The organism is Pseudomonas sp. Tun-23181 (assembly GCF_057415455.1).
Genome location: NZ_CM171630.1, coordinates 2,792,536 through 2,806,224, shown reverse-complemented (window position 1 = coordinate 2,806,224; position 13,689 = coordinate 2,792,536). Strand labels below are relative to the sequence as shown.

The window sequence follows — 13,689 nt, the reverse complement described above, 5'->3', positions numbered from 1 at the left end:
CGAGAGTCGTTTCAGTCGCGGCGATGGGGCGGTAGCTGCAGCCGAGCCACGAGCGGCAGGTGGTCGGAGATCTGCAGGGTGTCCTGCTGCAGCACCTGGGCCTGGAGCCGCTGCAACCTGGGGCTGTGCAGCAGGTAGTCGAGAGTGCGGTCGGGCCCGCTGGCGGCCGGGTCGTTGGGGTAGTGCGTGAGCCAGGCGCTGCGATCGGCCCCGCTGGCCTCGGCGTTGCTGGGAATCATCGGGTACTTGTCCCAGAGCAGGTGCAGGTCGCTGTCGGCGGGGTAGTTGCCGCGCTGTGCCGGTGGCAGGCGACGGTACTGGCCCAGGGGCAGGAGATTGAAGTCGCCACCGATCAGCCAGGACGTGCCCTGGCCTTCCAGGCGGTCGAGGACCTTGGCCAGGTGCGCCACCTGGCTCTGCTGCAGGTCGCTGCCGGGCCGGTAGGGTGAGAGCTGGGTGTTGAGCACCGCCAGGCGGCCACCACCCTGCACCGGCAGGTAGCTGACCAGCAGGGCCGGTTGCGGTTCCAGCAGGCGGTTCAAGGCATTGCTGGCGGCGGAGGGTAGTTGCAGGCGCTCGGCCTTGGCGATCGGGTAGCGGCTAAGGGTGGCCAGGGTGCGGCCAACGTTGCCGGCAATGTGCCAGTCGGGCACGAAGTCGGCCTTCCAGTCGTAGGCCTGGACCGCGCAGGGGTAGAGATCGGCGAGGCGCTCGCGCAACAGGGCCAGCTGGTCCTGGTAACCGGTGGCCTTGGCGCCTTTGTCCAGCTCCTGGAGCAGGACGATGTCAGGCTGTTCGGCGCGGATCACCCGGCTCACTTCGTCGAGGTTGAAGGCCAGGTCCTCGGCACTCGGGCGGGTGTCGCTGCCGCGGCCCTGGTCGTACCAGAACACGTAGCGCTTGCCGGCCAGGTACTGCACGTTCCAGGTCATCACCTTGAGCGCCTGCCCAGGTAGCAGCGGCGGGCTGGCGCCGTGGCAGGCAACCGCCACGGGTTCGCGGGGGGAGGGCTGCCAGCCCAGGTGATCGGCAAGCAGCCAGAGCACGGCCAGCAACAGGAGCAGGGACAGCAGGGCGTTGCGCAGTAGACGGATCATCGGCTCGGCTTGTCGGTGCAGGTGGCGCCAGCATAACCGAGCCGTTCGTCGGTGAGCCAGTTCAGGCGCTGGCTTCGCTCTCCAGCAGCATGAACAGGCGGTACAGCACCACACCGCTGAACAGTTGCAGGAAGCCGCTCAGGCTGTCCAGGGCCAGTTGCAGGCCCGGCTGGGGCTCGGGGAACACTGTCAGCAGCAGCCCGTCGAGCAGCCACAGCGGCGCCAGCACGGCGAGCACGCAGGCCAGGATGCGCATGAAGTGCCCGGTGGTCATCCTGGCGCTCTCGCGCATGGCCTGCACCACCGGCAGCCCGCGCAGCACCAGCAGGTATTCGGCGAACACCAGGTTGATCATGATCCACACCCCCGGGAAGATGAACAGCGCCAGGCCCGCCATGATCAGCAGCGAGCTGATCAGGATCAGCAGCGCCAGCGCAGGCCACAGTTGCACGGCGCGGGCGAACAGGTTGCGCTTGGCGATGTCCTGGCCGTTGCTGCGGGTGTCGAGGTAGAGGATCAGGGCCGCGCTGTAAAGCGGGTAGAACAGCAGGCTCACCAGCATGCCGTAGGCGGGCGAGCCCTGGTCGCCCAGCTGGCGGTCGAGCAGTTGGGTGCACAGGGCTTCGAGCATCACCAGCGGCAGGCAGAGCTGGAGGATGCTCGCCAGATGGCGGCGGAAAAAATACAGGGAATCGCGCAGGACGCTCAGCGGGTTCATCGGTCAGGATCGCATGGCAGAAAAAGCAGGGCGTCACTTTAGCCCACAGCCTTTGCTGAAAAAAGTTTCACGGCCTCGATGATTGAATCGCGTGGCTGTGCACCCCATCTTTGACGCGACCACACAGGCCACTGACGTATGAGGTAGCCCATGAACACTGAAGAACGAACCCTGATCGACGGCCTGTTCGGCCGCATCAAGCAAGCCGAGGCTGCAAGCCAGCCGCGTGACGCCCAGGCGCAGGCGTGCATCGAGGAGCACCTGCGCCAGCAGCCGGCGGCGCCGTACTACATGGCCCAGGCGATCCTGGTCCAGGAGGCCGCGATCGAGCGTCTGGACGAGCGGAACAAGCAGCTCGAGGCCGAGCTGAGGCAGGCCAAGGCCCAGCTCGAGGCTACCCGTGGCAGCAATGCCGGTGGCGGTTTCCTGTCGAGCATCTTTGGCGCAGGGGCCCGCAGCCCGGCTCCGCAGCCGCAGCGCCCGGCGGCCTCCGGTGGTGGCTGGCGTGAGCCGAGCGCGCCGGGCTTCAACCGGCCGGGAGCGTCGGCCTTCAATGCCGCCCCCGCCCGCAGCGGCGCCGGCAGCTTCCTCGGCGGTGCCATGCAGACTGCTGCCGGCGTGGCGGGCGGCGTATTGCTGGCGCAGGGCATCAGCAGCCTGTTCAACCATCACGCGCAGCCCGAGGAAGTGGTCGAGGTCATCAAGGAAGAACCGGCGCCGGCCAGCGACAGCGGCGGCTGGAACGACCAGGAGGCCCAGCGCCAGGTCGCCGACAACGGTGACCCGGGCTATGACCAGGGCGGCTTCATGGACAGCGACTATGGCAGCGACGGTGGCGGGTTCTTCTCCGACGACGACACGTTCGTCTGAGGGCTCTGGCATACTGCTGGCCTTCAAGGGGGCCGTGCGCCCCCATCACGACGCAAGGCCGCCGTCACAGGCCTGACCTGCCAGAGGGTTCATGGTGAAGAAAATCGCATTGTTCGCCGATGTGCAGAACCTCTACTACACCGTGCGCCAGGCCCACGGCTGCCATTTCGACTATGCCGCGCTGTGGGCCGATGTCAGTCGCCAGGGCCAGATCGTCGAGGCGGTGGCCTATGCGATCGACCGTGGCGACAGCAAGCAGCAACAGTTCCAGCAGATCCTGCGCAACCTTGGTTTCGAGGTGCGTCTAAAACCGTTCATCCAGCGTAGCGACGGTTCGGCCAAGGGTGACTGGGACGTGGGCATCACCCTCGATGTGATCGATGCCGCCGCCCGGGTCGACCAGGTGGTACTGGCCTCTGGCGATGGCGACTTCGACCTGCTGCTGGAGCGGGTGATCCAGCGCCATGGCACCGAGGCCGTGGTCTATGGCGTGCCGGGGCTCACCGCGCTATCGCTGATCCGTGCTGCCAGTCGCTATGTGCCGATCGAAGGGCAGTTGTTGTTGCGGCATTGATCCCGCCCATTCGCGCATAGGCTGGAACGGTCAACCACGCAACTCAGGCCTTCCTGCCATTGCTTTCCAGGTGATCGAGCGGCACGCGCCGTTCCACCGCGCTGGAGAGGATGATCGAGGTCTTGCTGAAGCCCAACTGCGAGACCTGGTTGATCAGCGCCTCCAGCTCATTCATCGAGGCGACCGCCGCCTGCATGATCACGCAAGGATCCCCCGTGACCCGGTGGCATTCGGTGAGCTGGGGAATGCGCGTCAGGGCTTCGTAGGCCTGCTGGTTGCCGTGGCTGGCCAGGCGCAGCTCGATCACGCACTGGATCGGCAAACCGATCTTCTCCAGGTCGACCTTGGCCGAATAACCGGTGATCACACCGCTGGCCTCCAGCTTGGCCACCCGTTCGGCCACCGCCGGGGCGGATAGATTCACCTGGCGCGCCAGTTGCGCGTAGGTGGCCCGGCCGTTTTCCAGCAGGGCGGCGAGGAGCATGCGATCGTACTTGTCCATGGCACTTCCAGTGGTCACTTTGTAATCGACGGAAAAGTGGTCTTACAACCATGCTTTGCAAAGTGTACGGCTGATTTAAACCTGTTTTGTAACTTAAGTTTGCGCAGGGGCCTTTCTAAACTAAGTCACCCGTAAACGGATTTCGAGTTCTTTCCCATGCCTGCCTCCCGTCGCTTCCCGCTGCTGCTCATCGGTGCCTTCCTGGCCTTGTACCTGGTCTGGGGCTCGACCTACCTGTTCATCAAGATCGGTGTCGAGTCTTGGCCGCCGATGCTGATGGCAGGTGTGCGCTTCATCATCGCCGGCAGCCTGCTCTACGGCTTCCTGCGCTGGCGCGGGGTGCCCGCGCCGACCTGGGCGCAATGGCGCGCGGCGGGGGCGATCGGTTTCCTGTTGCTCAGTTGCGGCAATGGTGGCGTGACCCTGGCCGAACATGCCGGGGTCGCTTCGGGCGTGGCCGCCTTGGCGGTGGCCACGGTGCCGCTGTTCACCTTGTTGTTCGGCCTGCTGTTCGGCCAGCGCAACTCGCGCCTGGAGTGGGCGGGGATCTTCCTTGGCCTGGCCGGCATTGGCTTGCTCAACCTTGGGTCCAACCTGCAAGCCAGCCCCATGGGCGCGGCGCTGATCCTGTTCGCCGCGGCGTCCTGGGCCTTCGGTTCGGTATGGAGCAAGACCCTGCCGCTGCCCCAGGGTGCCATGGCCAGTGCCGCCGAGATGCTGGTAGGCGGCGCTGCGCTGTTGATCGGCAGTGCCGTCAGCGGCGAGCGCCTGACCCAGATGCCCACTGCCGCAGGTTGGGGTGCGCTGGCCTACCTGGTGTTCTTCGGCTCGATCCTGGCCTTCAGCTCCTACATGTACCTGCTCAAGCACGTACGCCCGGCGGCGGCCACCAGCTATGCCTACGTCAACCCGGCGGTGGCGGTGCTACTGGGGATCGTCTTCGCCGGCGAGCGCATCGGCGCCGAGGAGTGCGTGGCGATGGCGGTGATCATCGGGGCGGTGGTGCTGATCGGGTTGCCACAATGGCGCAAGGTGCCCGAGACGCCCGCGCCGCTGAAGGGCGAAATGTGCAAGTAGGGCGGGACGTTGCGGTAAACTGCCGGCTTCGCTGAACCCCCTGACGGTATTGCCATGAATTTCGCCAAACTCGGCCTGATCGAACCCTTGCTGCGCACCCTGCAGCACCTGGACTACAACACCCCGACTCCCGTCCAGGCCCAGGCCATCCCCGCCGTGCTGGCCGGCCGCGACCTGATGGCCGCGGCCCAGACCGGCACCGGCAAGACCGCCGGTTTCGCCCTGCCGGTGCTGCAGCGCCTGGCGCTGGAAGGCGCCAAGGTCGCCAGCAATTCGATCCGTGCCCTGGTGCTGGTGCCGACCCGCGAGTTGGCCGAGCAGGTCCATGCCAATATCCGCCAATACGCCGAGAGCCTGCCGCTGAGCACCTACGCGGTATACGGTGGGGTCAGCCTCAATCCACAAATGATGCGCCTGCGCCGTGGTGTCGACCTGCTGGTGGCCACGCCTGGCCGGCTGCTCGACCTGTTCCGGCAGAACGCGGTGAAGTTCGGCCAGGTGCAGACTCTGGTTCTCGACGAGGCCGACCGCATGCTCGACCTGGGGTTCGCCGAGGAGCTGCAGGCGGTGTATGCCGCGCTGCCGCGCAAGCGTCAGACGCTGCTGTTCTCCGCCACCTTCTCCGACGAGGTCCGCATGCTCGCCGGCCTTGCCTTGAACGACCCGCTGAGCATCGAGGTCAGCCCGCGCAACGCCACGGCCAGCACGGTGAAGCAGTGGCTGGTACCGGTGGACAAGAAGCGCAAGGCCGACCTGTTCTGCCATCTGCTGCGCAAGCAGCGCTGGAAGCAGGCCCTAGTGTTCGCCAAGACGCGCAACGGCGTCGACCAACTGGTGGAGCGCCTGCTCGGCGAGGGGATCAATGCCGACGGTATCCACGGTGATCGCCCACAGGCCACCCGCCAGCGCGCGCTGGACAGCTTCAAGGCCCGCGAGATCCAGGTGCTGGTGGCCACTGATGTCGCGGCCCGTGGCCTGGACATCGACGACCTGCCGCTGGTGGTCAACCTCGACCTGCCGATCGTGGCCGAAGACTACGTGCACCGCATCGGCCGTACCGGCCGGGCGGGCAACAAGGGCGAGGCGATCTCGCTAGTGTGTGCCGACGAGGTGCAGTTGCTGGCGGCCATCGAGACCCTGATCCGCCAGACCCTGCCGCGTCACGAGGAGCCGGATTTCATTCCCGATCACCGGGTACCGCTGACCGATGCCAGCGGCCAGGTGCTGAAGAAACCGAAAAAGCCCAAGAAGCCGAAGGAGAACAGCGCCAAGCGAGGGCTGGGGCGCTGGATGGACAGTGCCGAGCCTGCGTTCTCGGAGCCAGCGGTCAAGCCGGTGCGCAAGGTGCCGAGCTTCAACAGCGGGCCGCGCAAGCGCAAGTCTTGAAATTGCAGGGGCCGCGTTGCGGCCCTTTCGCGACACAAGCCCGCTCCCACAAATGACCTTAGCTGCCGGCCCCTGTGGGAGCGGGCTTGCCCGCGAACACGGGCGAAGCCCGTGCCATACACCGGTGGTGTCAGGGCTGACTCGTTTGTGGGACAAGCCCACGCACGTCCTTAGCTACACCGGGCCAGCCACTGTGCCGCCGCACGTCCTGCCCGCAATCCGCTGGCGAAGCAGGCCGTCAGCAGGTAGCCACCGGTCGGCGCTTCCCAATCCAGCATCTCCCCGGCACAGAACACGCCAGGCAGTCGCTGGATCATCAGCCCTTCATCCAGCGCCTCGAAGCGTACGCCACCGGCGCTGCTGATCGCCTCGTCCAGCGGCCTTGGCCGTACCAGCTCGATCGGCAAGGCCTTGATCGCCCGCGCCAGCGCCTGGGGATCGGCAAAGGTGGCTGGGCTGGTCAATTCGCGAAGCAGCGCCGCCTTGACGCCGTCGATCCCCAACTGCCCGTGCAGGTGCTTGGCCATGGAACGTGAGCCACGTGGCTTGGCCAGGGCCTGGACGATCTTGTCCACAGGGCGGTCCGGTAGCAGGTCGAGGAGCAGCGTGGCGCGGCCGTCGCGGTTGATGGCCTCGCGGATCGCGGCCGACCAGGCATACACCAGGCTGCCTTCGACCCCTTGCGCGGTCAGGATGAACTCGCCCTTGCGCGGCGCGCTGCCGGGCATGCCCAGGGCGATGTTCTTCAGCGGGGCGCCGGCGAACTTGTCTGTGAGCAGGGCGCTCCAGCTTTGCACTTCGAAGCCGCAGTTGCTTGGCTGCAGTGGCGAGATATCCACACCCCGCTCGGCCAGCAGCGGTAGCCAGGCACCGTCGGAGCCCAGGCGTGCCCAGCTGCCGCCACCCAGGGCGAGTACCACGGCGTCGGCGCGAAGCTGCAGCTCGCCTTGTGGATAAGTGATGCGCAAGGTGCCATCGGCGTTCCAGCCAAGCCAGCGGTGGCGGGTGTGGATAACCACGCCGCTGTCACGCAGGCGCTTGAGCCAGGCGCGCAGCAAGGGCGCGGCCTTCATGTCGCGGGGGAAGACCCGCCCGGAAGTGCCGACGAAGGTCTCGATGCCCAGCCCGTGGATCCACTGGCGCAGGGCCTCGCCGTCGAAGTCGCGCAACAGTGCATCGATCTCGCGATGGCTCCGGGCGTAGCGTGAGACGAAGGCCGGATAGCCTTCGGAATGGGTGATGTTCATGCCGCCGACACCGGCCAGCAGGAACTTGCGCCCCACCGATGGCATGGCGTCGAACACCTCGACCGCCATGCCGGCCCCGGCCAGCGCCTCGGCGGCCATCAGGCCTGCTGGGCCGCCACCGATGACGGCGACGAGGGGAGGGGAAGCGGGGCGTTGGTCGGACATGGTGGGCGGCAGGCTGTGGAAAAGAGCCGGCATTCTACCCCAGCACGGCCCGCGCAGGCACTGTGCAAAAAATGATCAGCGCCTTGCGGGTCAGGCAGTTGAAGGGCTCGGGCGGTTTTCCCGCAGGTTATCCACAGGCGGTTCCACAGTCATTGTGAACAACCCAGTACGCGTGCGGCGCTGTGATGGAGAATGCCGTGGCGCTTGGCCAGGGCCTCGCGATCCTTGCTGTAGCCGCCACCGATCACGCCGACCACGGGAATGTCGCGTCCCAGGCACTGGCGCAGCACCTGTTCGTCGCGGGCGGCCAGGCCGGCGTCGGTCAGTTGCAGGTAGCCCAGGGCATCGTCCTTGTGCACGTCGACGCCGGCGTCGTACAGCACCAGGTCTGGCTGGTACAGCGGCAGCAGGTAGTTCAGCGCATCCTCGACCACCTTCAGGTAGGCCGCGTCGCCCATGCCGCGCGGCAGCGGGATGTCCCAGTCGCTCTGGGCCTTGCGTGCCGGGAAGTTCTGCTCGCAGTGCAGGGACACGGTGATCGCCTCCGGGGTGTCGTGGAGGATGCGCGCGGTGCCATCGCCCTGGTGCACGTCGCAATCGAAGATCAGTACCCGGTGCACCCGGCCGGCCTCCAGCATGTAGCGGCTGATTACCGCCAGGTCGTTGAAGATGCAGAAGCCGGCGGGGTGGTCGTGATGGGCATGGTGGGTGCCGCCGGCCAAGTGGCAGGCGATGCCATGCTGCAGAGCCAACTCGGCGCTGAGCAGCGAGCCGCCCACTGCGCGCACCGTGCGCCGGGCCAGGGCCTCGCTCCAGGGCAGGCCGAGGCGGCGTTGGTCCTCGCGGGACAGCTCGCCGCTCAGGTAGCGCTCGATGTAGCTGCGGTCGTGGGCCAGGGCGAGGATGTCGTTGGGGCAGATGTCCGGTCGCAGCAGGGCCTGGTCGGTGGCCAGGCCGCTATCGACCAGGTGATCGCGCAACAGGCGGAACTTGTCCATGGGAAAGCGGTGCTCGGCGGGAAAGGCCGGGCTGTAGTCGTCGTGGTAGATCAGCGGCAACGGCATGGTGGTTTCGGTGGTGTGGGGCCAGCGCTGATCTTGCCAGTTCGAGGCCGGCCTGTCGCTTGCCCCCTGCAATGGGCCTGGCAGCCTACGCTGTAGAGTGTGAACCCGCGATTCACGGAGCCTTCTCGATGACTTCTATCCTCCAACTGGAAAGCGCACGGCTGGTGCTGCGCCAATGGCAGGACGACGACCTGCGCGAGTTCGCCGCGCTGTGCGCCGACCCGCAGGTGATGCGCTACTTCCCGGCACCGATGACACGCCTGGAGACGGCCGCGTTGATCGGGCGGATCCGCGGTCATTTCAGCGAATACGGCTTTGGCCTGTGGGCCCTGGAACGCAAGGACAGTGGCGCGTTCATCGGCATGACCGGCCTGCTCAACGTCGACTTCGACGCCCCTTTCACCCCTGCGGTGGAGATCAGTTGGCGCCTGGCGCGACGGCACTGGGGCCTGGGCTTCGCCAGCGAGGCGGCTTGGACCTGCCTGCGTTGTGCTTTCGCCCAGTTGCGCCTGGAGGAAGTGGTGTCGTTCACTACCGAGGGCAACCTGCCTTCGCAGAAGGTCATGCAAGCCATCGGCATGCTCCAGGACCCGGAGGGCAGTTTCGAACATCCCCGCCTGCCGGCTGGCCATCCCCTGCGGCGCCATGTGCTGTATCGCATCGACCGGGCGCATTGGGAGCGGACCCTGCATGGCTGAATGACAGGTCATGCGCGGAGCGGATGACAAACCCTGTATCATTTGCCCCCATAACAGCGTTGTAGCGCCGTGATGCCTTGCTAGGAGAATCCCCCCATGAGCCACGTATTGGACGACCTGGTCGACCTGTTGAGCCTCGAGCCCATCGAGGAGAACCTGTTCCGCGGACGCAGCCAGGACCTGGGCTTCCGCCAGCTGTACGGTGGGCAGGTGCTCGGCCAGTCGTTGTCGGCGGCCAGCCAGACGGTCGAGGAGGCTCGTCACGTGCATTCGCTGCACGGCTATTTCCTGCGTCCGGGTGACGCCAGCATGCCGGTGGTCTACTCGGTCGACCGCGTGCGCGACGGCGGCAGCTTCAGCACCCGGCGGGTGACGGCGATCCAGAAGGGCCAGACCATCTTCACCTGCAGCGCCTCGTTCCAGTACGACGAGGGCGGCTTCGAGCACCAGGTGCAGATGCCCGATGTGGTCGGCCCGGAGAACCTGCCCAGCGAAGTCGAGCTGGCCCGCGCCATGGCCGACAAGCTGCCCGAGCGTATCCGCGACAAGGTGCTGTGCGCCAAGCCGATCGAGATCCGGCCGGTCACCGAGCGCGACCCGTTCGACCCCAAGCCGGGCGATCCGATCAAGTACGCCTGGTTCCGCGCCGATGGCAACCTGCCGGACCTGCCTGCCCTGCACAAGTACATGCTCGCCTATGCCTCGGACTTCGGCCTGCTGACCACCTCGCTGCTGCCCCACGGCAAGTCGGTATGGCGCAAGGACATGCAGATCGCCAGCCTCGACCATGCCCTGTGGTTCCACCACAACCTGCGTGCCGACGACTGGCTGCTCTACGCCACCGACAGTCCCTGGGCCGGCAATGCCCGTGGTTTCGCGCGTGGCAGTATCTTCAACCGCGCCGGCCAGTTGGTGGCCTCGTCGTGCCAGGAAGGTTTGATCCGCCATCGCCAGGACTGGGCATGAGCCTTCGCCGCATGCGCAACTGGGTGTTCGACATGGACGGCACCCTCACCGTGGCGGTGCATGATTTCGCCGCCATTCGCCAGGCGCTGAGCATCCCGCAGGAGCACGACATCCTCACCCACCTGGCGGCGTTGCCGGCCGAGGAGGCGGCGGCCAAGCATGCCTGGCTGCTGGAGCACGAGCGCGACCTGGCGATTGCCTCCAAACCGGCCAACGGCGCCGTGGAGCTGGTGCGCGAGCTGGCCGGGCGGGGTTGCCGCCTGGGTATCCTCACCCGCAATGCCCGCGAGTTGGCCCATGTCACCCTGGAGGCCATCGGCCTGGCCGACTGCTTCCCGGTGGAGCACATCCTCGGCCGCGACGAGGCCGCGCCCAAGCCCAGCCCCGATGGGCTGCTGAAGATCGCCCGGGCCTGGGGCGTGGCGCCGGGCGAGCTGGTGATGGTCGGTGACTACCGTTTCGACCTGGATTGCGGGCGAGCGGCGGGGGCGCATACGGTGTTGGTCAATCTGCCGGACAACCCCTGGCCGGAGCTGGCCGACTGGCATGCGGCGGACTGCCGGGCATTGCGGGCGTTGTTGGGCTGAGCGCTGGCCTGCATGGCGCTTGCAGACAAGCCAAGCACGACTTCTGGCGTGCCTGGACATGGCCTGTCGTGATCGAACACCTGCAAGACGTTCTCGAATAATTTGCCCCTGGCTCTCAGGGCTTAAATGAACCCCCCGAATCCAGCTGGCGCGTCGCTCGGTGAAACCTGTAGAACGATCACAATAGAGCGTGAGCGACGTACCTACCCATTGTTTCCAAAGGAGTTTTCTTCGCTTACGCCTGCCCGTCCTTTCCTTGTGTCAGCAAAAAGAGAACAAGATCAATGAACACCGTGGGATCCGATGGTAGTAACCTTGCGCAAGGGTTCAAACCACGTCATGTAACGATGCTGTCCATCGCGGGCATCATCGGCGCCGGACTTTTCGTCGGCTCCGGGCACGCCATCGCGGCGGCCGGGCCAGCCACCATAATCTCTTACTTCGTGGCCGGGACCCTGGTGGTGCTGGTCATGCGCATGCTTGGCGAGATGGCCGTCGCCCATCCCGACACCGGGTCGTTCTCCACCTATGCCGACCAGGCCATCGGCCGCTGGGCCGGCTACACCATCGGTTGGCTGTACTGGTGGTTCTGGGTCTTGGTGATCCCCATCGAAGCGCTGGCTGCCGGGCATGTGCTCAACGCCTGGTTCCCCCAGGTCGACAGCTGGATCTTCGCCTTGCTCTCGGTCGTGCTGCTGGCGGCCACCAACCTGTTCAGCGTGGCCAAGTACGGTGAGTTCGAGTTCTGGTTCGCGATCCTCAAGGTCACGGCGATCCTGGGCTTCATCGGTCTGGGCTTCGCGGCTCTGCTGGGCTGGTTGCCCGACCGCGAGGTCAGTGGCCTGGGCAGCCTGATGGAGCAACATGGGGGCTTCGCGCCCAAAGGCGCGGCTGCAGTGATCGCAGCCTTCATCACGGTGATGTTCAGCTTCATCGGCACCGAGGCGGTGACCATCGCCGCCGCCGAGTCCAGCGACCCTGCGCGCAACATCGCCAAGGCCACCCGTTCGGTGATCTGGCGCATCAGCACCTTCTACATCCTGTCGATCTTCGTGATCATTTCCGTGGTGCCGTGGAACGACCCGCAACTGGCGGTGGTGGGTTCCTATCAGCGTGCCCTGGAAATCATGAACATCCCCAACGCCGCGTTCATGGTCGACCTGGTCGTGCTGATCGCCGTCACCAGTTGCATGAACTCGTCGATCTACATCGCCTCGCGGATGATGTATTCCCTGGCCAAGCGCGGCGACGCCCCGGCCTTCCTCAACAAGACCTCCAAGGTCGGTGTGCCGCGCGCGGCCGTGTTCGGCAGCACGCTGATCGGTGCGGCCATCGCCATCCTCAACTACTTCGCTCCCAAGGGCGTGTTCGAGTTCCTGCTCGCCAGCTCCGGCGCCATCGCCTTGCTGGTGTACCTGGTCATCGCCATTTCCCAGTTGCGCATGCGTGCCCGCCTGGAGCGGGAGAATGCCGAACTGAAGTTCCGCATGTGGCTGTTCCCCTGGCTGACCTGGGCGGTGATCATCTTCATCTCCTGTGCCTTGGGCGTGATGATGTACACCGAGGAGCACCGGGCGGAGGTGAGCGCCACCCTGAGCCTGGCGATCGTGATTTCCTTCCTCGGGATCGTCACCTCCCGGGGGCATGGACGGGCGGCCGTGGGCGTGCGTTCGATGGGGTAAGCGGGTATCGGATGTAGTGCAAAAGGGCATCTGGAAACAGGTATTGCCGGTCGGCCATTTGGGGCTGCGTAGCAGCCCCAGGCCTCACCCTGCTACACCTTCCTGCTGTCGCCGCATGGCGGCGAAATCGAGGAAGCTCATGTCAACCCAATTGAGGGTAATGCCGGTGCTCAGAAATCAGTCGTTCTCACAGGGAGGGGCGCAGTGCTTTTGTGAATTTGGTGGCTTAGCTCACTCCTGCTCCTGACGTTGCAGCAGCTTGCAAACCTCCACATTCACCTCTACAAACGCCTCCCAGCTGAACTGCTGTGCGTAGTGCACCCGGCAGATATCCGGCCGGGTCTCATAGATCAGGCAGTGCTTGTCGGCATCACTGTAATGCCGGCAAGCCCCATCCCCCGACCCTCCACAGCCTGCTGCATCCAGCACGTATTCTTGAAGAACAGCAGGCAGAAGCTCTCCACGCCAGGGCATAACCCTGGCCAACCCGCTCGGCAGTGGCTTTGGCACGCTGCTTGGATCCAGATATGAGGCACGTGCTGCCTCGGGCATTTCTGCCCAGAACGACGGTATCTGCTCGTGTGTGGTCATTGCTCATCTCTCTCAGAGAGAGCCCAAGTGACTTCATCACGCTCGTTGATCTTGCTTTCCAGTCAGGCTTCCACCTCCGCAACGACGAAGTAAACGCCAGCCTGTTTGCTCGGGCCAAATTGGATAGGGCGAGGGAAGCTGGGGTCGCTTTCGTGCAGCTTCTCGAGGCCAGAGCGGCTCTTGTCAAAGCAGTGCTGCAGCGAGGCGTGACTGATCAGGTACTTCTTGGGGGGCATGTGTGGGTCTCTGTGTAAGCCGACACAGATTTAATACCCCTGCCAGACCCCTGTGGCTCGATTTCAAACCGAAAAATCGTCGGAAAACGCAATGACGGTTGATGCGATGGGGGCATAGCCGCAGATGTGGAATGGGCTAGGAAGGCTGTCATAAAGCTGGCATTACCGAGCCAAAACAACCCATTTAGGCACAAAAAAGGCACTTGCGAAATTCGCTAAGTTCCTGATT

The 13,689-nt window shown here is 65.3% G+C and carries 15 protein-coding genes; 8 read left to right on the top strand and 7 right to left on the bottom strand.

Features of this window, described 5'->3' with window-relative positions:
• Positions 1-11 precede the first annotated feature (11 nt).
• Positions 12-1,097, bottom strand: coding sequence for an endonuclease/exonuclease/phosphatase family protein (locus ACDI39_RS13400; RefSeq protein WP_225790715.1), 1,086 nt, complete (start codon positions 1,095-1,097; stop codon positions 12-14).
• Between the two features lie 61 nt (positions 1,098-1,158).
• Positions 1,159-1,815 carry a YciC family protein gene (locus tag ACDI39_RS13395; RefSeq protein WP_225790716.1) on the bottom strand — a complete coding sequence of 219 codons (657 nt, stop codon included), beginning with the start codon at positions 1,813-1,815 and terminating at the stop codon, positions 1,159-1,161.
• Positions 1,816-1,965: 150 nt separating this feature from the next.
• Here ACDI39_RS13395 and ACDI39_RS13390 point away from each other — a divergent pair, with 150 nt between their 5' ends.
• A complete protein-coding gene (locus ACDI39_RS13390; RefSeq protein WP_253103994.1) occupies positions 1,966-2,685 on the top strand; it encodes a DUF2076 domain-containing protein in 720 nt (239 codons plus the stop codon).
• A gap of 91 nt (positions 2,686-2,776) precedes the next feature.
• Positions 2,777-3,259: a LabA-like NYN domain-containing protein gene (locus ACDI39_RS13385; protein ID WP_225790718.1), complete on the top strand. Its 483-nt coding sequence runs from the start codon at positions 2,777-2,779 to the stop codon at positions 3,257-3,259.
• A 43-nt stretch (positions 3,260-3,302) separates the two neighbouring features.
• Here the strand turns inward: ACDI39_RS13385 and ACDI39_RS13380 are convergent, their stop codons facing one another.
• Complete coding sequence (locus ACDI39_RS13380) at positions 3,303-3,761, bottom strand: Lrp/AsnC family transcriptional regulator (protein WP_225790719.1); 459 nt, start codon at positions 3,759-3,761, stop codon at positions 3,303-3,305.
• A gap of 156 nt (positions 3,762-3,917) precedes the next feature.
• Between ACDI39_RS13380 and yedA the strand changes: the two genes are divergently transcribed.
• Both yedA and rhlE1 read left to right on the top strand, forming a co-directional pair.
• Positions 3,918-4,838 (top strand): drug/metabolite exporter YedA, encoded by a 921-nt coding sequence (yedA, locus tag ACDI39_RS13375; protein WP_225790720.1) that lies wholly within the window; start codon positions 3,918-3,920, stop codon positions 4,836-4,838.
• 54 nt (positions 4,839-4,892) lie between these two features.
• Positions 4,893-6,224 (top strand): RNA helicase RhlE1, encoded by a 1,332-nt coding sequence (rhlE1, locus tag ACDI39_RS13370; protein WP_486538901.1) that lies wholly within the window; start codon positions 4,893-4,895, stop codon positions 6,222-6,224.
• A 170-nt stretch (positions 6,225-6,394) separates the two neighbouring features.
• On the opposite strand, the gene ACDI39_RS13365 is transcribed toward rhlE1, so the two are convergent.
• The gene (locus ACDI39_RS13365) at positions 6,395-7,636 is read right to left on the bottom strand and encodes a TIGR03862 family flavoprotein (RefSeq protein WP_486538899.1); all 1,242 of its coding nucleotides are present in this window, start codon (positions 7,634-7,636) and stop codon (positions 6,395-6,397) included.
• 149 nt (positions 7,637-7,785) lie between these two features.
• The gene (locus ACDI39_RS13360) at positions 7,786-8,700 is read right to left on the bottom strand and encodes a histone deacetylase family protein (RefSeq protein ID WP_225790723.1); all 915 of its coding nucleotides are present in this window, start codon (positions 8,698-8,700) and stop codon (positions 7,786-7,788) included.
• A 128-nt stretch (positions 8,701-8,828) separates the two neighbouring features.
• Here ACDI39_RS13360 and ACDI39_RS13355 point away from each other — a divergent pair, with 128 nt between their 5' ends.
• The 4 genes from ACDI39_RS13355 (at position 8,829) to ACDI39_RS13340 (ending at position 12,633) form a co-directional block, all read left to right on the top strand.
• Positions 8,829-9,398, top strand: coding sequence for a GNAT family N-acetyltransferase (locus tag ACDI39_RS13355; RefSeq protein WP_486538897.1), 570 nt, complete (start codon positions 8,829-8,831; stop codon positions 9,396-9,398).
• A 96-nt stretch (positions 9,399-9,494) separates the two neighbouring features.
• A complete protein-coding gene (gene tesB, locus ACDI39_RS13350; RefSeq protein ID WP_225790725.1) occupies positions 9,495-10,364 on the top strand; it encodes an acyl-CoA thioesterase II in 870 nt (289 codons plus the stop codon).
• On the top strand, positions 10,361-10,951 hold the full coding sequence (locus tag ACDI39_RS13345) for an HAD family hydrolase (protein ID WP_253081519.1): 591 nt from the start codon (positions 10,361-10,363) through the stop codon (positions 10,949-10,951). Before tesB ends, ACDI39_RS13345 begins: the two co-directional genes overlap by 4 nt.
• 284 nt (positions 10,952-11,235) lie before the next feature.
• A complete protein-coding gene (locus tag ACDI39_RS13340; RefSeq protein WP_486538895.1) occupies positions 11,236-12,633 on the top strand; it encodes an amino acid permease in 1,398 nt (465 codons plus the stop codon).
• Between the two features lie 231 nt (positions 12,634-12,864).
• Here the strand turns inward: ACDI39_RS13340 and ACDI39_RS13335 are convergent, their stop codons facing one another.
• Complete coding sequence (locus ACDI39_RS13335) at positions 12,865-13,224, bottom strand: YkgJ family cysteine cluster protein (RefSeq protein ID WP_486538893.1); 360 nt, start codon at positions 13,222-13,224, stop codon at positions 12,865-12,867.
• A 62-nt stretch (positions 13,225-13,286) separates the two neighbouring features.
• Positions 13,287-13,460, bottom strand: a complete 174-nt coding sequence (locus tag ACDI39_RS13330; RefSeq protein ID WP_486538891.1) for a transcriptional regulator — start codon at positions 13,458-13,460, stop codon at positions 13,287-13,289.
• Positions 13,461-13,689: the final 229 nt, after the last annotated feature.

Excerpts from the sequence above, each read along its gene's own strand:
- ACDI39_RS13335 (WP_486538893.1), bottom strand. The coding sequence starts at position 13,224 with ATGACCACACACGAGCAGATACCGTCGTTCTGGGCAGAAATGCCCGAG.
- ACDI39_RS13360 (WP_225790723.1), bottom strand. The coding sequence starts at position 8,700 with ATGCCGTTGCCGCTGATCTACCACGACGACTACAGCCCGGCCTTTCCC.
- ACDI39_RS13345 (WP_253081519.1), top strand. The coding sequence starts at position 10,361 with ATGAGCCTTCGCCGCATGCGCAACTGGGTGTTCGACATGGACGGCACC.
- rhlE1 (WP_486538901.1), top strand. The coding sequence starts at position 4,893 with ATGAATTTCGCCAAACTCGGCCTGATCGAACCCTTGCTGCGCACCCTG.
- tesB (WP_225790725.1), top strand. The coding sequence starts at position 9,495 with ATGAGCCACGTATTGGACGACCTGGTCGACCTGTTGAGCCTCGAGCCC.
- ACDI39_RS13390 (WP_253103994.1), top strand. The coding sequence starts at position 1,966 with ATGAACACTGAAGAACGAACCCTGATCGACGGCCTGTTCGGCCGCATC.
- ACDI39_RS13355 (WP_486538897.1), top strand. The coding sequence starts at position 8,829 with ATGACTTCTATCCTCCAACTGGAAAGCGCACGGCTGGTGCTGCGCCAA.
- ACDI39_RS13385 (WP_225790718.1), top strand. The coding sequence starts at position 2,777 with ATGGTGAAGAAAATCGCATTGTTCGCCGATGTGCAGAACCTCTACTAC.
- ACDI39_RS13400 (WP_225790715.1), bottom strand. The coding sequence starts at position 1,097 with ATGATCCGTCTACTGCGCAACGCCCTGCTGTCCCTGCTCCTGTTGCTG.
- ACDI39_RS13340 (WP_486538895.1), top strand. The coding sequence starts at position 11,236 with ATGAACACCGTGGGATCCGATGGTAGTAACCTTGCGCAAGGGTTCAAA.
- ACDI39_RS13380 (WP_225790719.1), bottom strand. The coding sequence starts at position 3,761 with ATGGACAAGTACGATCGCATGCTCCTCGCCGCCCTGCTGGAAAACGGC.
- ACDI39_RS13395 (WP_225790716.1), bottom strand. The coding sequence starts at position 1,815 with ATGAACCCGCTGAGCGTCCTGCGCGATTCCCTGTATTTTTTCCGCCGC.
- ACDI39_RS13330 (WP_486538891.1), bottom strand. The coding sequence starts at position 13,460 with ATGCCCCCCAAGAAGTACCTGATCAGTCACGCCTCGCTGCAGCACTGC.
- yedA (WP_225790720.1), top strand. The coding sequence starts at position 3,918 with ATGCCTGCCTCCCGTCGCTTCCCGCTGCTGCTCATCGGTGCCTTCCTG.
- ACDI39_RS13365 (WP_486538899.1), bottom strand. The coding sequence starts at position 7,636 with ATGTCCGACCAACGCCCCGCTTCCCCTCCCCTCGTCGCCGTCATCGGT.